The following is a 15,608-nucleotide window of genomic DNA, read 5'->3' on the forward strand; positions in this document are numbered from 1 at the left end:
TTGTCCGGTCAGCCCTGACCGAAGTTCGGCCGCCTGCCATTTTCGGCCAGCCTGCGGCTGAAGGCGCGAAACAGGGCGTCGAGGTCGTCGACATCGATGTCGACGACCTCGTCCCATTCGGCGAGCAGCGCTTCGAGCTCCGCGCGCTCATAATGGACCACCGCATCGGCGGGCAGGGGTGGCAGCGGTTCGGCCCGGTGGGGCCAGGCATGGCCGGTCAGGCTGTTGTAGGCCCAGGCCGCAGCAGCAAGGGCAAGCATGTTCAGCACCACAGCTGCCAGATGCGCATAGCCCCAGGCCTCGGGACCGGCGGCGCCCAGTGCGCAGAGCAGCGCGCAGGCCCCGCCCGGCGGGTGCAGGGACCGGGTCAGCGACATCAGCATGATGGCAAGGCCGACGGCAATGCCGGCCGCCAGCAGGGGATGCCCCGTCAGCTGGCCGATGCCGATGCCGATCAGCCCGGACAGGACTGTACCGCCCACCAGCGGCCATGGCTGTGCAAGCGGGCTTGCCGGAACGGAAAAGACAAGGACGGCCGATGCCCCCAGTGGGGCCACGAGCCATGGCAGGCCCGGCGCGACATCGCCCAGGGCGATCAGCGTGATGGCGCCGGCGCCCAGGGTTGCAAAGGCGGCGCCCAGTGCGCCGCGCATCCAGCCAAGCTTGCCCAGAGCCTTCTGGGGTTCAAGCATAGCGGCTCTGGTAACCAGGTCTTTCAGCACGGGTGATGCGAGCTTTCCGATGGAGAGTGGAAAAGCCGGCAGGAGGGCCGGCACGCCCCTTCCCTGCAGCAGGGAAGGGGGCGCGTCGAACAAGAAGATCTTTTCCGGACCCTGGTGCCCCGGTTTTCCGGCGGTCAGGCGGCCAGAAGCTCGTCTGCCGGTCCGAAGAACTCATAGTGGATGCGCGATGCCGGCACGCCGGCAAGCGACAGGGCCGAAACAGCCGCCCGCAGGAAGGGGCGCGGACCGCAGATGTAATAATCCGCTCTGGCGACCGGCGTGTTCGAAAGCAGCCACGCATCGGTGATGATGCCTGCATGGTCATAATCCACGCCGGGCTGTTCGCCGGGAAGCGGCGTCTGGTGGAAATCGACGCAGCTGAAGCCGGGGTTGGCCGCCGCGATCCCGCGCACATGGTCGCGCATGGCATGGGTGTCGCGGTTGTGGGTGCCGTGGATATAGTGCACCGGCACATCCAGCCCGCGCGCCGCCATGTCTTCCAGCATCGCGACCATGGGCGTCAGGCCGACACCGCCGGACAGCAGGACGACGGGGTTTTCGGGGTGCTGCGGAAGGAAGAATTCGCCGGCCGGTGCTGCTACCTTCAGGATCGTGCCGGGCTGAGCGCTGTCGTGCAGCCAGCCGGATGCCAGCCCCTGCGGCTCGCGTTTCACGGATATGCGATAGCCCTTGCCATCGGCTGCGCCCGAAATCGAATAGTTGCGCTTCACGGGCGCATGGCCGGGGATATCGAACCAGAAGGTCAGATACTGGCCGGGCTTGTGGCGCATGACCGGGCCGCCATCGGCCGGGCGAAGCAGAAAGGATGTGATCACGCTGCTTTCGCGGATCTTCTCCGCGACATGGAAGTCCCTCCAGCCGTTCCAGCCGCCTTCGCTGTCCTTCTGTGCCTCGTAGATGCGATTCTCGCGGGCGATCAGGATGTTGGCGAGAAACCAGTAGGCCTCGCCCCAGGCAGTCAGGATTTCGGGGGTCGCGGCCTCGCCCAATATGGCCTCGATGGCGCCGAGCAGGGCCTCGCCCACATGCGGGTAATGGTCCGGCAGGATCTGCAGGCCGGCATGCTTCTGGGCGATGCGCTCGACGGCCGGGGCCAGGGCGGACAGATTGTCGATGTTGCTGGCGTAGGCCAGGATCGCGCCCGTCAGCGCCTTGGGCTGGGATCCGGAATCCCCGTGGTGGGACTGGTTGAAGAGATCGCGGATCTCATGGTTCCGGAACATGCGGTCATACATTTCCCGCACGATGTCGAGGCCATGGGCCTCCAGCGCCGGCACAGTGGCCTTCACGAGTGCGATCGTCCGTTCGTCGAGGGTCTTCGACATGCCTGGTCTCCAGTCTGAAAGATGAGGGCAGTAGGTGTCAGTTCATATGCATCCCGCCGCGCGGAACGGCGGAGGGCAGGCGGAAATACATGGCCAGTTGCAGGCTCCCGGCGATCCGCCTGGCCTTGTCCTGAAGGGCGCGGGCCGCCGCGGGCTCCATCAGTTCGTCTGTCACCTGCCGCCACAGGGCGAGCCAGCGGTCGAACATGTCAGGCGTGATGGCATGCCGGTGCTTCATGTGCGCGGGCACCGGCTGGCCCTTGTAGCGGCCGGAGGTGAGCATGACGGAAGACCAGAAGGCCTTCAGCTTGGCGAGATGCGCTGGCCAGTCATCGATGGCGCCATTGAAGACGGGGCCGAGCACATCATCGGCGCGAACGCGTGCGTAAAAGGCGTCCACAAGCTGGTTCAGCCCCGGTTCCGAGAGGTGCAGGGTGTTCATCGCATCTCCAAACATGCGTCTCATATGCATCTATAGGGCCATGCCTATGCCGGCGGGCAAAAACATGCAAATGGAAATCATCTTTTCAGGAGAACCGCGTATGCGCCTGACCCGCTACACCGATTATGCCATGCGCGTGCTTCTTTATCTGGGTGCGCGGGATGGCGCGCTCAGCTCGATCCAGGACATGGCCCTTGCCTACGGGATCTCCCGGAATCACCTCATGAAGGTGGTGAGCGACCTTGCGCGCGCAGGTTATGTCGATGCCGTGCGCGGCAGGGCGGGCGGCATCCGGCTCGCGCGGCCGGTCGGCGAGATCAACATCGGGGCCGTGGTGCGCCACACCGAGGCGGATTTCGACCTTGTCGGCTGCGGTGCATGCCTGATCGCGCCCGCCTGCGGTCTCAGCTGTGTGCTGAAGGAGGCGGTGGACCAGTTTCTGGCCGTTCTCGACACGTATAGCCTCGCGGATGTGCTCGCCCGGAAGCCGGATTTCACGCGCCTTCTGCATCCCGCCAGCTGATCTTCATCGCCATGCCGGCCATGCGCGGCTCCCGCTGGTGTTCGCGGGCATGGCCGGACTGTGCCGGGGCCTTCAGGCGATGCCGCCGACGAAGCCGCTGGCGTCACCGGTGCGGAGCAGGGCGAGGCGCATCGGGCCATTGCAGCCGCGTTGCCGGCAGCGGGCGCGGGCCTCGACCTGGTCGAGGTAGAGCATGGCGCCGCCGCGGCGTGCGAGGATGGCTTCGGCCGGCAGGCTGCGCACCGCGCCGCACAGCCGGCAGGTCAGTTCCAGTCGCATGTCGGCATCGAGATCCGATGCCCTGAGGTCGGTCTTCCAGTTCATCACCAGAAATCTTCGGCGGAAGGAATGCGGGTGAAGGCGATCTTGCCGCCGACATTGCCGCCCTTTGGTGGTTGCCACGGCCCGATGCTGACCACCGTGGACGAAAAGCGGCTGTTGAGCGCATCCATGGAGGCGCCAATGCGTTCCCAGCGTTGCCGTTCGGCATCATCGTCGATGATCCAGTCAAGCTGCCGCGCGCTGGCAGCAGACAGGTGGAAAAGGGTGACGCCCACCCGCATCACCCGCAGCGAGCCGGGCCGCTCGGCGCGCAGTCGATGCCACAGCCGCGACAGGCCCTGCAGCAGCGCGGCATCGTCATGCACGGTCGGCAGGCGCTGTTCGCCGCTCCAGCCGCTGTCGAAGGACCGGACCCACAGCCACAGGCCCGAGCAGGCATAGCCGGCCCGGCGCATCCGCCGCGCGGCCTTGGTGAGCAGCAGCCGCGAGATCAGCTCGGCATCGGCAAGGCGGCGCTGGTCGGGCGGCAGCACGCGGGCATGGCCGAACATGCCGCGCCCGCTGGCGGGCGCCGTGATGCTGTAGCCATGGAGCGCATACCACAGCCGTTCCCCGGTCACGTTCCGCCACAGGGCGCGCATCTGCTTGGGCTGGGTTTCGTAAAGCTGCCGCGTGCTGTGGATTCCGGCCAGCGCAAGGCGCGCCGCCATGCGCCTTCCGACGCCGGGAATATCCTCCAGCGGGATGGCGAACAGCGGCCCGGGCATGGTCCCGGGGTGCCAGATGGTGAGCCCGTCGGGCTTGTTCACCTTGCAGGCGATCTTGGCGAGATGGCGGTTGGCGGCAAAGCCTATGGAGCAGGTGATGAAGGGGCCGACGTTGCGGGCGATGGCGGCCTTGATCGCAACCGAGACGCCCTCCGGGTCGGCCCGCTGCGCCTCGTCGAGCCGGCAGGAGAGTTCGTCGATCGATTTCACTGCATCGACAGGAACGACGCTTTCGATTTCGGCGACCAGCGCATTGTGGGCGCGGCGGTACATGGCCGGCTGCTGCGGCACGAGCAGGAGATCCGGGCAGATGCGCCGCGCTTCGGCCACGTCCATGATGCTCTTCACGCCCGCGGCCTTGGCTTCGCGCGAGGCGGCGATGATGCATGTCTTGCCGCCTTCATAGGGCACCACGCCGACAGGCCGCCCCCGGAGTCGCGGGTCGAGCTGCTGCTCGACGGAGGCGAAGAAGCCGTCGAAGTCGAGATAGAGATGTTCGATGCTGTCGGGTTTGTGCATGGCCGATCGAATCGCTGGAACGAAATAAGAACATAAAGCGAACGAATGCGCCCACCAATCCGCTGGTTCACTCAGGCCGGGGCAAGGGTGACAGGCGCTGGCATGGAGCAGCGCATCCAGGGGCATCGCGGGTGCCGCATGCTATTCTGTTCCGGAACCGGGGATGAGAGGCTATCGACAACGGGGAGGGGAGGGCACGCCGATGTCGACATGCATGGAAGATGCGCGCCGGAGTCTCCCGGACCTTGGGCCTGACGCCTATGCGGTATGGCGCGCGTCGGACGTTGGCAGAATAACGGAAGACCTCGAACGCCGGCTGATCCTCGAACTGGCGGGTGACGTTCGCGGCAGGCATGTTCTTGACGTGGGCTGCGGGGATGGCGAACTGGCGGTAGAATTCGCCAGGCGCGGGGCCGTGGTGACAGCCATGGACTCTTCCGAAGCAATGATCGGGGCAGCCAGGGCGCGGGCGCTGCGGGAAGGCGTGGATGTCGATTTCCGGGTCGGGCTAGCGCAGGATCTTCCCTGCGGGCGCGATCGGTTCGATCTTGTCACGGCAGTCACGATCCTGTGCTTCGTCGAGCATCCGTCCCCGGTTTTCCGCGAGGTTGCGCGTGTCCTGCGGCCAGGCGGACGCCTCGTGATCGGCGAACTCGGCAAATGGAGCCTCTGGGCCGCCCGGCGCCGTGTTCGCGCATGGCTGGGCTCACGGCTCTGGCAACAGGCCTATTTCCGCACGCCGGGCGAATTGCGCCGCTATGCCGGAGAGGCCGGTTTGCAGGTCACCGTGATCCGCGGGGCCATATTCTACCCGCGGATCAGCCTGGCCGCGCGGCTGTCGAAACGCTTCGACCTTGCCCTCGGCCGTCACACGACAGTGGGTGCAGCCTTTCTCGCGCTTGCCGCCAGCAAGCCGGGCTGACGGCGCGGTCTTCCCGTGACCGTCAGTCCACGGGCTGGCGTTCCTCCACCGTTACCCCGTCACGGATGTGATAGAGGCGCCTGAAGGTGGGGATGATCTTCTCATCGTGCGTGACGACGATGATCGCCGTGTCGAACTGCCGCGCCATGTCATTCAGCAGCGCCACGACGGCCAGCGCCCGCTCGCCGTCCAGCGGGGCGGTGGGTTCGTCGGCGAGGATCACTGGCGGCCGGTTCACGAGGGCGCGGGCAATGGCCACGCGCTGCTGTTCGCCGCCGGAAAGCTGCGATGGCATGGCCGCGGCCCGGTGGCCGACATCCAGCGCATCCAGCAGGGCACGGGCTTCCTTGCGCGACTCGGCGTTCGACTTGCCAGCCAGCATCGGCAGCAGCGCGACATTGTCCGTCACGTCGAGGAAGGGGATGAGGTAGGGCGCCTGGAAGATGAAGCCGATCCGGTCGCGGCGCAGCGCGCGCAGGTCATCGACCTTCCAGCCATCGTCGAAGATCACGTCGGTGCCGATGGTCATCCGCCCCGATGTCGGCGCGATGACGGCGCCGAGACATTTGAGCAGGGTGGACTTGCCGGATCCCGATGGCCCGATCAGGCCGACAACCTCGCCGGCCGCCACCTCCATCTCCACCCCGCGCAAGGCATGCACGGCGGTGTCGCCGCTGCCATAGGTCTTGACCAGCCGTTCGATGCAGATGCCGTCAGCCACCGATCGCCTCCGCCGGATCGATCTTGAGGGCGGCCTGGATGGCAAACAGGCTGGCAAGGGCGCATATCAGCATGACGGCGACAAAGCCGAGGATCGAATCCGCCGGCAGCAGCAGCACATATTTTGGGAAGAAGGGCGCCCATAGCGTGGCGGCGATCTTGCCCACCATGAATCCGATCAGCCCCAGCCCCAGCGCCTCCTGCATGATCATGCCGGCAATGGTGCGGTTGCGGGTGCCGATCAGCTTGAGCACGGCGATCTCGCGGATCTTGCCGATGGTCATGGAGTAGATGATGAAGGCGACGATGGCGGCGCTGACGACCGCCAGGATGACAAGGAACATGCCGATCTGGCGCGCCGAATTGGCGATCATCTTGTCGATCAGGATGGTTTCCATCTGCGCCCGGGTATAGACGGTCAGCCGCTGCCAGCGGCGGATGGCGGCGGCCACATCCTCGGCATCGGCGCCGGGCTTCACGGTGACCAGCACGGCGTTGACATTGCCGCCTGCCTCCTGCGCAGCCGCGACGGCCGTGGCCACGGCGGGATTGCCGGGCGGGTTCAGGACCGGGCTGGCGGCCGTGCGCGCTCGCTGGCGCATGATGGCGTCGCTGTCCTTCTCGAACTGGGCATCCTGCGCATCCTTGAGCGACAGGAACAGCATCGGATCGCCGCCGGATGAAACCATGCGGCTCGTAAGGCCGACAATGTGATAGAGGTTGCGCCGCACCCGCACCTGATCGCCAATGGCGAAGCCGGTCTTCACATCGGCCATGGCTTCATAATGACTCTGCACTATGCGGCGTCCGGCCAAGAGGTGCGGCGGCTGGCCCGGTTCGCCCGGTTCGGCCACCTCGACCCCCACCACCATGACCCGCACATCCTTGTCTGCGTGCGCGATCTGCATGGTGAGATAGGTGATGCCTGCGGCACGGTCGACACCGGCCATTGCCCGGATCGGCCGCTCCATGTCTTCCGGAAGGCTGGATGGCTCGGCATAGGGGCCGAGCGTGTCCTTCTGGACGACCCAGAGATCCGCCCCGCTGTTGTCCAGCATGGCCTGGGCATCATCGACCATGCCGCGATAGACACCCGCCATCGACAGGGTGACGCCAATCAGCAGGCCCAGCCCGACACCCGTGGCAACGAACTTCCCCCAGCCGTGCAGGATATCGCGACCGGCAAGGCTGATCACGGCAGGCGTTCCACGATGTTGATCCGGCTGCGGCTGGAAACCGGCCTGGCGCTGTGCAGGATGATGCGATCGCCTTCGGCAAGGCCCGACAGAATCTGCACCCAGCCATCCCGGTCTTCCACGCCCAGCGTCACCGGCGCGAATTCCGGGTCTCCGTCCCGGATCGCCCAGACGCCGATCTCGCCATCAACCCGGAGGATGGCTGCATTGGGTATGGCCGGTTGCGGCTGGCGTGGCGGCAGGCTGACCGTCACTTCCGCAAGTTCGCCAACCGGCACCGCGCCAACCACTTCGTCAAACCCGATCTTGGCCAGGATTTCCTCTGTCTGGGCATCTGCCAGCGGTTCAACCCGCGTCACCTTGCCGGTCAGCGGTGCATCGGCGCGGGATCGCAGGATGATCCTGGCCGGCAATCCGGCCGCAAGGCCGCCGGCGCGGGTCTGGTCGAAACGGGCCGCAATCCACAATTCCGCCGGATCGACGATATCGATTACCGCCTGCCCCGCCACCACCGTGGTGCCCGGCTCGGCCAGCCGGCGCACGACAAGGCCGGCAACCGGCGCGACCAGTCGCAGATTGGCCTTCTGTTCCTCGAGGGCCATGCGTTCGGAGCCGGTTCTGTCGCGTTCATTGCCGGCAGCGCGGCGGCTGGCTTCTGCTGCCGCCAGCGCGGCTTCCGCTGCGGCCAGCGCCTGGCGTTTCTGGTCGACGGCAGCGCGTGTCATCCAGCCTTCGGCGAACAGCTGCTCGCTGCGCCGGGCGTCGTCGCGCGCGAATGCCAATCGGGCACGGGCATCGGCTATCTGGGCGACCGCCGCCTGTTCCAGCGCGCCGGCACGCTCGGTGGAATCGACGGCCGCTTTTATGCGCGCGTCGAGATCAACAGGATCGATACTGGCCAGATGCTGCCCGGCCGCCACCCTGTCGCCAACATCGACCAGAACGCCGGTAACCCGACCCGGCGCGGTCGGGCCTACCCGGTGGGTATAGCGCGCCTCCACCGTGCCGATGCCGAACAGCGCCGGCCGGACCGCGCGATTCACCACTTCCGTTGTGGTGACGTCCACAGCCGCCAGCGGACCGGATCGCAGCGCCACCCATGCGAACAGCAGCACAAGCGGTAGCAGCACCGCCAGCAGCATCAGGACACGTCGGCTCAGTGCAGGCATGGTCATGAGCCACTCCCCAGGCTTGTGCGAAACTGGGCATACAGGCGCCGCGCCATGGCGGCGGCCGCCGAAAAATCATCCATCGCCAGTGACTGCATCACCAGGCCCTGCACCATGGCAAGAAAAAGCATCGTTGCCGCCTCTGTGTCGGCCTGTGCGGCAATGGTCCCGGCACGACGGGCTGCCTCCAGTTCCCAGGCGACACGCTGGCGATAATCCTGCATCAGCGATCGCACGATCGCCTTTGTGGGCGTGTCGCCGGCCCGCTGCAGCTCACCGAACAGGATGCGCGGAACCCCGGGCTGCCCGACCACGAAGGCGATGTGCGCTTCCATCATGGCTGCCAGCCGGTCGAGTGGCAGAGTGGCGGCAATGGCATCAAAGCGCGCCTCCAGTTCGGTTCTGGTCCACTCCAGCACCGCCATCCACATGGCCTGCTTGTCGGGAAAATGCCGGAACAGCGCCCCCTGGGACACACCCATGGCCGCCGCGATCTGGCTGGTCGTCATCGTTGCCGGATCCTGGCTTCCCGCCATCTTCACGACAGTGGAGATGGTCTCGGCCCTGCGGAGGCTGGCTGGGAGATAGGGGCGGTTCATGGATTTTTCTTAACCCAAAAAAAGCATGCAGTCGCTTTCTTTTTCGGGCTGATTCCTGTCGGGAACGCCTCATTATCCCGATCACATGCATGGCAACCGCCATGCCGGTCCGCCATGCCGGTCAGGTCAGATGATAATAGTCTGCGGCGTCTGCTGTCTCTTTCCGCAAGCTGTCACGGATTTCTGCCAGCAATGCGGCTTCGGCACTGGCCTCGGGCGGTAATGTGGCCGCGATCTGGTCGATTGCCGTGTCGATGAGGCCGGTAAAGCATCGGACCGGGACTTTCAGCGTATCCCCATGGTGAGGAACGGTGGAAAACAGGACGATGGCGACTTCGGCTGGATTCTCGATCCATGACATGATGCAGTAAAGGACGGACTCGATCATTTCGCCTTCCAGCTTCTGGCGATTGTTCAGCCCATGCTCCTCGAACAAGGCCAGAGCTTCGGGGAAACGCCTGTAATAATGCTGCATCACCGGTTCGCGCAGATCGCCCAGCCGATCGGCCGCGCGCGTCAGTATGCTGTCCAGGATGGCTGTCCTTTCTGCCTTCACGCGTTCTTTTTCCGTCATGGCTTCGGTGTTCGGCAGCATTCGGCGCTCCACTTTTCGCCCGCTGCGGCCCATCGTCCATGGCGCGCAGACGGTATCTGGCTGTGCGCGCAGACTACACATTGCGCCGGCGAAACCATCTGCGAAATGACAAGTCCGCATTTGACCATCATCAATCCGGCCGGTGGGCAAAGGGCTCATGAAGCAGAAATGCGACGCATTTCCTGCCTGCTTCCCGCCATCCTGATGGCCTTGCCGACAGCAGCCCATGCCGATGGCGGTTTCGATCCCTATGCCGATCTCCGCTGGCGGCTCGAGCTTGTGGACCAGGGCGGGCTAGCGCGGGAAGCGACGGCCTCGACATTGCGGGTCCGTGCCGGTCTGAGGGCCGGGCCATGGAACGGCGTGACCGCGCAGGTTGAAGGCGAGGCAATCGCGCGCGTCGGTCCCGAGGATTACAATGACACGGTGAACGGCCTCACCCGGTTTCCCGTTGTCGCGGACCCTGCCGACCATCTCCTGAACCAGGCGATCCTGGGCTGGAGCGACAAGTCCGTCGGCTCGGTCTCTGTCGGCAGGCAGGCCGTGAATTACGATAATCAGCGCTGGGTCGGCTCGGTCGGCTGGCGCCAGAATGACCAGACGCTCGACATCGTGCGGGCCGACGTGACGGCGCTGAAGGGCGTGACACTGGGCTATGGCCATGCCTGGCGGGTAAACCGCGTGTTCGGGCTGCGCTCTGCGCAGGGAAGCTGGCGGAACAGCGACATCCACCTGCTGCGCGCCAGCGCCGAGGTGAAACCGCTCGGAACCGTGCTGGCCTATGCCTGGCTGCTCGACATTCCCGACAGCCCGTCATCCTCGTCCGGCACCTTCGGGGCACGGCTGGCAGGGCGGCAGCCGCTCGGAGATGTGGCACTTCTCTATACCGCCGAATTTGCCCGGCAGAGCGAGCGCGGCGACAATCCCGGCGATTTCGCGCTCAGCTATCTGTTGCTGGAGCCGGGTGTCAGCGCCGGGCCGGTCACGGCAAGGATCGGCTATGAGCGGCTGGAGGGCAATGGCGCAACCGCGCTGCAGACACCGCTCGCCACGCTCCACGCCTTCAATGGCTGGGCCGACAAGTTCCTCATGACGCCGCCGGACGGCCTGCGCGACCTCTATCTGGACGTGGCCGTGACCCCCAGGGCCAAAGGCGTTCCTAAGGGCCTGTCCCTGCGTGCGGTTCTTCATGATTTCCGCAGCACGAACGGTGACCGGCCCTATGGCCGTGAACTGGATGTGCAACTGGGCCTGCCCGTCTGGCGGCAGGTTTCAGTGCTTGCCAAGGCGGCTATTTACGAGGCGCGCGGTTTCGCAACCGACACGACGAAGCTCTGGCTTCAGGCAGAGGCCAGGTTCTGATGAAGCCGGCCAGCGGCAGCCGGGATGCGGGCGAAAAGCGCCGGGCTTATGCGGGGCCTGCGCTCTTCAGCTTCGGCTTCCGTCCATTCTTTCTCTTTGCCACCCTGTTCGCAGGCCTGGCGGTTCCGGTCTGGCTTGCGGCCTTCGCGCATGGCTATGCTGTCGGGGCTGGCGGTGATGCCCTTGGCTGGCACGCGCACGAGATGATCTTCGGCTATACCGGGGCCGTTGTCGCCGGCTTCCTCCTGACCGCCATTCCGAACTGGACCGGGCGCGCCCCGGTTATGGGCGTGCCGCTTGCGCTGCTCTTCGGCCTGTGGCTGGCTGGCCGCATCGGCATGGCGCTTCCCGATGCGGGTCCTTTCGGCAGGGTCATCGAAAGCCTGTTTCTGCTGGCGCTTGCCAGTGCTGTCTGGCGTGAGATCCTGTCCGGGCGGAACTGGCGCAACCTGCCGGTCGCCGGCCTGCTGACTGCCTTCACGCTTGCCAATATCCTCTGGCATCTGGAAGAATCCGGCGCGCAACTGGAAGGCCTCGGTCAACGGCTGGCGCTGGCATCCCTCGCCCTGCTGATGGCGCTGATCGGAGGGCGCGTGATCCCCTCCTTCACGACCAACTGGATGAAGAAGGCGCAGATTGCGCCCCTGCCACAGCCCTTCAACCGGTTCGACAAGGCAGTGCTGGCACTCACCATGGCGGGCCTGGCCGGCTGGCTGGTCTTTCCTGCCTCGGTCATCACAGGCTGGCTTCTGAGCCTTGCCGGCGTTGCCCATGTGGCGCGCCTGCTGCGCTGGCGCGGCTGGCTGACCGGCGCAGAGCCGCTCGTCACCATTCTCCACATTTCCTATCTGTGGCTGGCAGTTGCCTTTCTGTTGCTGGGGGTCATGACCCTCGCGCCCGGCCTGTTCGAGGGCACGAGCGCGCTTCATGCCCTTACAGCGGGCGCCATCGGGCAGCTCACCCTGGCCGTCATGACCCGCGCCACCCGGGGCCACAGCGGCCGCGCGCTGGAGGCGGACGCAGTGACCGTCGGCATCTATGCCTGCATTTTCACGGGCGCCCTGCTGCGCCTGCTGCTGCCATTCACGCCCCTGTCCTATTCTCTGGGGGCATCGGTTGCGGGCGTCTTCTGGTCGGCGGGCATGCTGCTGTTTGCCATTGCCTATGGCCCCATGCTGGCGAAAAAGCGCCCGGCGGCGGTAGCGCCGCGCAGCTAGGCCAGCTGGCCGATCATCCTGACAGGTTGCCCCGCACGCCGCGCCGCCATGGAGCGGGAGAGGCGCTGCTGATCCGCCGCAGTCAGGCGCAATTGCGCGATCGGCATGACCACGGCATTTTCAAGCGCAATGTGGCGCCGTTTGTGGGCAGCAAAACACCTTATCATCCTGACCAGCGCCGGCTGGGTTGCGAAGCCGCCGCCACCTGAAGCGTCCAGCCGGGCTTCCAGCTCCAGGGCCATGGCCCGGTCGGCATCATGGTCGGCGCTCAGGATGCCGATCACGCGCCCGATATCGTCTTCGGGCGCGGCCCGCTGGCAGAGAATGGGAAACAGACCCTCTTCCTCGTCACGGTGGTGAAGCGGCATGCCGGTCTTCAGGAAGTTTGCCAGCCACTGCAAGAGATCCGGCGGCACAGCCTGCATGACAGTCACCTCTTCGAGGGCGCGGCATTGGTGGCGAAAGTGCAAATGCTCGGCCAGCAGGAAGGCCAGCGGCCTTGCAAGCAAACCGGCCGGGACTGCCCGCACAGCATGCGCTGGCGACAGTTCCGGCGGGCTGTTCATCCTGCCTGTTCTTGCGCGAGGGACCAATCGAGCATCACATGCAGGGCGGCAAGACCGGGGCTGTCGCCATCGCGCACCGCCGATACCAGTCGAACCCAGTCCTCATGCCCGGCCGAATGCGCAAAGGCGCCAACGGCCGCCCTGATATGCCCGATATGCGTTTCACCGGGGCCCAGGGCGGCGCCGAGCCGCGCATGAAGCGGCGGATCGTTCCGCATCAGCCAGTCCGCAAACGCGCCGGACTGGCTGCGCGCCGAGGTCAGTATCTCGCCCAGCGTGGGTGCGGCTTCCGTCGTCGTGCTCATCCCGCCGCCTCCAGCGTCAGGCCCTCGATCAGCGCCTTGCGGCCAAGCCCGGCAACATAGCGGGTGGCAGCCGTGGTCCAGGCGCGCGCGCGCAGCCTGTCACGGATGCGGTCGTGCATGACCTCGAAGGGGATGAGGCGTGCGGGCACCTTGCGGTCGAGCCGCACCACATGTGCGCCGAAACGGCTGCGCACCGGCACGTCCGCGATCTGCCCGCTTTCCAGACTGGCGAGCGCGACTTCCACTTCTTCTGCAAGATCACCCGGCCTAAGCTGCCCCAGCGATCCTCCCGCCGCCCCGCTGGGACATGCGGATTCCGTTCTGGCGAGTGCGCGAAACCGGTCTTCACGCCCGTCGATGCGGGCAATGGCCGCGGCGGCCCGGGCATCGGCCGAGGGCAGGTCCGGTGCATCCTCGAACAGGATGTGGCTCGCCTCCAACAGGGCAGGGGCCGTGAACGCCAGCGAATTGGTTCGCCAGTAGCGCAGGCATGCTTCCTCGTCCGGCTCCTCGGGCGTGAGTTCGAGTTCGAACAACTGCCGGATCAGCGCTTCTTCGCCTGTCTCACGGCGGCCGAACTCGTCCGTTTCGGGCGCGGGCTCCAGCCCCAGCTCTTCCGCCCTTTTGAGGAGCAGATGCCGGATCACGAGCGCACGTGCGGCCGTTGCCCTGGCGGCGGCAGGGTTTTCGGCCGGATGGTTCTGGGCTTCGGCCGCGATCGCCTCTTCCGGAATTTCCACACCGTCGACGAACACCGGCGGGGCCGATGCCCCGCGTATGGCTGCCGGGCGCGGGCCGGAGCCACAGCCGCCGCAGCCGCCCGCGTCGGCGATGGTGCCGCTTCCTGCAAGCCCGCTCACCGGAACTGCTCCGAGGGGATGCTCGTCGGGATTTCGGACGGTGGAGTCATGTCGGGCCGTGCCGTGCGCACCACCTGCCAGCCTTTCCGGTTCAGATACCAGATCGGTGCGGACAGCATGTGCACAAGGCGGGTGAAGGGGAACAGCAGGAAGATTGTCATGCCCAGCAACAGATGCACCTGATAGGGCCAGTCCAGCCCCTTCACATAGTGTGCGACGCCCGGCTGGAAGGTCAGAATCCCCTGCGCCCAGGACGACAGCCTCAGCATCACGCTGGCATCCGCATGTGAAAGCGAGAATGGAACCGTCACCAGCCCCAGAACCAGCTGTACGAACAGGATAACGAGAATGGCGTTGTCACTGAAGGTGGAAGTCCGGCGGATGCGTGGATCCAGAAAGCGGCGATGCATGAGAATGACAAGCCCGACCAGGCAGACCACGCCCGCGATCGAGCCCGCGACGATGGCAAGCAACTGCTTGGCCTCGGCCGTGATCACATGGCTGTAGATGGAATGCGGGGTGAGCAGGCCCACCGTATGGCCGAGAAGAAGGAACAGGATTCCCAGGTGGAACAGGTTTGATCCCCACATCAGCTGTTTTCGCCGCAGCAACTGCGAGGAGCCGGTGCGCCAGCTATATTGTTCACGGTCGAACCGCACGATCGAGCCGATGATGAACACGGAAAGCGCGATGTAGGGAAAAGCCCCGAACATCAGCTGGTTCATCCAGAAGTCCAGCGTGATGGGCTCGAGCGCGGGATGCGCGACATTGTCCGACATGGGTCAGGCTCCCTTGGTGACGGTATCGGCCGTCATGGTGTCGACATTCATGCTGTCGATGATGGCGGCTGCGCGGGGGCAGCCATCGGTGGAGCCGGGGGTCGTAGGCCCGAAGGCCACGGCTTCCTCGGCCCAGATACGGTCCAGTTCCTCCAGATCGTCCGGGTCGTCCTCCGGCTGGGCCAGCAGCGACTGCAGCGCGGCCGGATCCGTCCTGGCGGCGAGATGGGCGAGCGCCAGCATCGGCCACTGATAGGGTGTTTGGCGCTTCTTCAGCCGCTCCGCCAGCGCGGCGACCACATGGCTGGCTTCGCTCAGCAGCGCCCGTGCCTCGTCCACCGGCAGCCCCGACAGGAATTCCAGGAACAGCGGCAGATAATCCGGAAGTTCGCGGGCATCGAGCATGTAGCCATGGGATTCATAAAGGCCGAGCAGCTCCACCATTGCCTGCCCCCGGTCCCGGCTTTCGCCGTGCACATGCTCGAACAGGTTGAGCGAAAGGGACCGCGACCGGTCGAACAGCTGATGATAGCGGCCCTCCAGATCGAACCGGTCTTCGGTCGCCAGTTCGTCAGCCAGAAGCCGAAGCTGGCTGACGAGCTGCGCGGGCAGCAACCTTTCCGCGGCAATGGCTTCGACTGCGGCCTGCGCCACGTCGATCACATCGGCGGACGGATAGCTGAGCAGCATGCCCAGCGCCTTGAAGGTGCGTGCCAT

19 protein-coding genes are annotated in these 15,608 nt (G+C 65.8%); 4 read left to right on the forward strand and 15 right to left on the reverse strand.

All coding sequences use genetic code 11. The features are described 5' to 3' along the window. Positions 1 to 8: 8 nt before the first annotated feature. From ACUJ46_RS04050 to ACUJ46_RS04060, 3 genes are all read right to left on the reverse strand, one after another. Positions 9 to 692 (reverse strand): HPP family protein, encoded by a 684-nt coding sequence (locus ACUJ46_RS04050; RefSeq protein ID WP_445389154.1) that lies wholly within the window; start codon positions 690 to 692, stop codon positions 9 to 11. A 164-nt stretch (positions 693 to 856) separates the two neighbouring features. Further along, a complete protein-coding gene (hmpA, locus tag ACUJ46_RS04055) occupies positions 857 to 2,068 on the reverse strand; it encodes an NO-inducible flavohemoprotein (protein WP_445389155.1) in 1,212 nt (403 codons plus the stop codon). A gap of 37 nt (positions 2,069 to 2,105) precedes the next feature. After that, entirely contained in the window at positions 2,106 to 2,534 is a 429-nt protein-coding gene (locus ACUJ46_RS04060) for a group III truncated hemoglobin (RefSeq protein WP_445389156.1), read from the reverse strand. 76 nt (positions 2,535 to 2,610) lie between these two features. Between ACUJ46_RS04060 and ACUJ46_RS04065 the strand changes: the two genes are divergently transcribed. Beyond that, positions 2,611 to 3,033, forward strand: coding sequence for an Rrf2 family transcriptional regulator (locus ACUJ46_RS04065; RefSeq protein WP_445389157.1), 423 nt, complete (start codon positions 2,611 to 2,613; stop codon positions 3,031 to 3,033). A gap of 72 nt (positions 3,034 to 3,105) precedes the next feature. Here ACUJ46_RS04065 and ACUJ46_RS04070 read toward each other — a convergent pair whose 3' ends face one another. Together ACUJ46_RS04070 and ACUJ46_RS04075 are read right to left on the reverse strand one after the other, a co-directional pair. Next, positions 3,106 to 3,357, reverse strand: a complete 252-nt coding sequence (locus tag ACUJ46_RS04070; protein WP_445389158.1) for a hypothetical protein — start codon at positions 3,355 to 3,357, stop codon at positions 3,106 to 3,108. After that, positions 3,357 to 4,601 (reverse strand): Y-family DNA polymerase, encoded by a 1,245-nt coding sequence (locus ACUJ46_RS04075; RefSeq protein WP_445389159.1) that lies wholly within the window; start codon positions 4,599 to 4,601, stop codon positions 3,357 to 3,359. Before ACUJ46_RS04075 ends, ACUJ46_RS04070 begins: the two co-directional genes overlap by 1 nt. 202 nt (positions 4,602 to 4,803) lie before the next feature. Between ACUJ46_RS04075 and ACUJ46_RS04080 the strand changes: the two genes are divergently transcribed. Further along, positions 4,804 to 5,523: a class I SAM-dependent methyltransferase gene (locus ACUJ46_RS04080; RefSeq protein WP_445389160.1), complete on the forward strand. Its 720-nt coding sequence runs from the start codon at positions 4,804 to 4,806 to the stop codon at positions 5,521 to 5,523. A gap of 22 nt (positions 5,524 to 5,545) precedes the next feature. Here the strand turns inward: ACUJ46_RS04080 and ACUJ46_RS04085 are convergent, their stop codons facing one another. From ACUJ46_RS04085 to ACUJ46_RS04105, 5 genes are all read right to left on the reverse strand, one after another. Continuing rightward, a complete protein-coding gene (locus ACUJ46_RS04085; RefSeq protein ID WP_445389161.1) occupies positions 5,546 to 6,244 on the reverse strand; it encodes an ABC transporter ATP-binding protein in 699 nt (232 codons plus the stop codon). After that, on the reverse strand, positions 6,237 to 7,439 hold the full coding sequence (locus ACUJ46_RS04090; protein WP_445389162.1) for an ABC transporter permease: 1,203 nt from the start codon (positions 7,437 to 7,439) through the stop codon (positions 6,237 to 6,239). Before ACUJ46_RS04090 ends, ACUJ46_RS04085 begins: the two co-directional genes overlap by 8 nt. Next, positions 7,436 to 8,614: an efflux RND transporter periplasmic adaptor subunit gene (locus tag ACUJ46_RS04095; protein WP_445389163.1), complete on the reverse strand. Its 1,179-nt coding sequence runs from the start codon at positions 8,612 to 8,614 to the stop codon at positions 7,436 to 7,438. The genes ACUJ46_RS04090 and ACUJ46_RS04095 overlap by 4 nt, the downstream gene beginning before the upstream one ends. Continuing rightward, complete coding sequence (locus ACUJ46_RS04100; protein ID WP_445389164.1) at positions 8,611 to 9,207, reverse strand: TetR/AcrR family transcriptional regulator; 597 nt, start codon at positions 9,205 to 9,207, stop codon at positions 8,611 to 8,613. The genes ACUJ46_RS04095 and ACUJ46_RS04100 overlap by 4 nt, the downstream gene beginning before the upstream one ends. Before the next feature lie 121 nt (positions 9,208 to 9,328). Further along, a complete protein-coding gene (locus tag ACUJ46_RS04105; protein ID WP_445389165.1) occupies positions 9,329 to 9,961 on the reverse strand; it encodes a hypothetical protein in 633 nt (210 codons plus the stop codon). 9 nt (positions 9,962 to 9,970) lie between these two features. On the opposite strand from ACUJ46_RS04105, the gene ACUJ46_RS04110 reads away from it, so the two are divergent. Together ACUJ46_RS04110 and ACUJ46_RS04115 are read left to right on the forward strand one after the other, a co-directional pair. After that, positions 9,971 to 11,164 (forward strand): hypothetical protein, encoded by a 1,194-nt coding sequence (locus ACUJ46_RS04110; RefSeq protein ID WP_445389166.1) that lies wholly within the window; start codon positions 9,971 to 9,973, stop codon positions 11,162 to 11,164. Then, entirely contained in the window at positions 11,164 to 12,381 is a 1,218-nt protein-coding gene (locus tag ACUJ46_RS04115; protein ID WP_445389167.1) for an NnrS family protein, read from the forward strand. Before ACUJ46_RS04110 ends, ACUJ46_RS04115 begins: the two co-directional genes overlap by 1 nt. Here the strand turns inward: ACUJ46_RS04115 and ACUJ46_RS04120 are convergent. From ACUJ46_RS04120 to narJ, 5 genes are read right to left on the reverse strand one after another with little or no spacing between them, the layout of a single operon-like run. Next, the gene (locus ACUJ46_RS04120; RefSeq protein ID WP_445389168.1) at positions 12,378 to 12,947 is read right to left on the reverse strand and encodes a hemerythrin domain-containing protein; all 570 of its coding nucleotides are present in this window, start codon (positions 12,945 to 12,947) and stop codon (positions 12,378 to 12,380) included. The two genes, ACUJ46_RS04115 and ACUJ46_RS04120, sit on opposite strands and share 4 nt — an antisense overlap. After that, a complete protein-coding gene (locus ACUJ46_RS04125; RefSeq protein ID WP_445389169.1) occupies positions 12,944 to 13,252 on the reverse strand; it encodes a hypothetical protein in 309 nt (102 codons plus the stop codon). Before ACUJ46_RS04125 ends, ACUJ46_RS04120 begins: the two co-directional genes overlap by 4 nt. Then, entirely contained in the window at positions 13,249 to 14,112 is an 864-nt protein-coding gene (locus tag ACUJ46_RS04130; RefSeq protein ID WP_445389170.1) for a peptidylprolyl isomerase, read from the reverse strand. Before ACUJ46_RS04130 ends, ACUJ46_RS04125 begins: the two co-directional genes overlap by 4 nt. After that, positions 14,109 to 14,891: a respiratory nitrate reductase subunit gamma gene (narI, locus tag ACUJ46_RS04135; protein WP_445389171.1), complete on the reverse strand. Its 783-nt coding sequence runs from the start codon at positions 14,889 to 14,891 to the stop codon at positions 14,109 to 14,111. Before narI ends, ACUJ46_RS04130 begins: the two co-directional genes overlap by 4 nt. A 3-nt stretch (positions 14,892 to 14,894) precedes the next feature. Next, a complete protein-coding gene (narJ, locus tag ACUJ46_RS04140; RefSeq protein WP_445389172.1) occupies positions 14,895 to 15,608 on the reverse strand; it encodes a nitrate reductase molybdenum cofactor assembly chaperone in 714 nt (237 codons plus the stop codon).

This window comes from Sandaracinobacteroides sp. A072 (genome assembly GCF_052616365.1).

Excerpts from the sequence above, each read along its gene's own strand:
- ACUJ46_RS04050 (WP_445389154.1), bottom strand. The coding sequence starts at position 692 with ATGCTTGAACCCCAGAAGGCTCTGGGCAAGCTTGGCTGGATGCGCGGC.
- ACUJ46_RS04105 (WP_445389165.1), bottom strand. The coding sequence starts at position 9,961 with ATGAGCCCTTTGCCCACCGGCCGGATTGATGATGGTCAAATGCGGACT.
- hmpA (WP_445389155.1), bottom strand. The coding sequence starts at position 2,068 with ATGTCGAAGACCCTCGACGAACGGACGATCGCACTCGTGAAGGCCACT.
- ACUJ46_RS04060 (WP_445389156.1), bottom strand. The coding sequence starts at position 2,534 with ATGAGACGCATGTTTGGAGATGCGATGAACACCCTGCACCTCTCGGAA.
- ACUJ46_RS04125 (WP_445389169.1), bottom strand. The coding sequence starts at position 13,252 with ATGAGCACGACGACGGAAGCCGCACCCACGCTGGGCGAGATACTGACC.
- ACUJ46_RS04075 (WP_445389159.1), bottom strand. The coding sequence starts at position 4,601 with ATGCACAAACCCGACAGCATCGAACATCTCTATCTCGACTTCGACGGC.
- ACUJ46_RS04100 (WP_445389164.1), bottom strand. The coding sequence starts at position 9,207 with ATGAACCGCCCCTATCTCCCAGCCAGCCTCCGCAGGGCCGAGACCATC.
- ACUJ46_RS04110 (WP_445389166.1), top strand. The coding sequence starts at position 9,971 with ATGCGACGCATTTCCTGCCTGCTTCCCGCCATCCTGATGGCCTTGCCG.
- ACUJ46_RS04115 (WP_445389167.1), top strand. The coding sequence starts at position 11,164 with ATGAAGCCGGCCAGCGGCAGCCGGGATGCGGGCGAAAAGCGCCGGGCT.
- ACUJ46_RS04080 (WP_445389160.1), top strand. The coding sequence starts at position 4,804 with ATGTCGACATGCATGGAAGATGCGCGCCGGAGTCTCCCGGACCTTGGG.
- narI (WP_445389171.1), bottom strand. The coding sequence starts at position 14,891 with ATGTCGGACAATGTCGCGCATCCCGCGCTCGAGCCCATCACGCTGGAC.
- ACUJ46_RS04095 (WP_445389163.1), bottom strand. The coding sequence starts at position 8,614 with ATGACCATGCCTGCACTGAGCCGACGTGTCCTGATGCTGCTGGCGGTG.
- narJ (WP_445389172.1), bottom strand. The coding sequence starts at position 15,608 with ATGGCACGCACCTTCAAGGCGCTGGGCATGCTGCTCAGCTATCCGTCC.
- ACUJ46_RS04120 (WP_445389168.1), bottom strand. The coding sequence starts at position 12,947 with ATGAACAGCCCGCCGGAACTGTCGCCAGCGCATGCTGTGCGGGCAGTC.
- ACUJ46_RS04070 (WP_445389158.1), bottom strand. The coding sequence starts at position 3,357 with ATGAACTGGAAGACCGACCTCAGGGCATCGGATCTCGATGCCGACATG.
- ACUJ46_RS04065 (WP_445389157.1), top strand. The coding sequence starts at position 2,611 with ATGCGCCTGACCCGCTACACCGATTATGCCATGCGCGTGCTTCTTTAT.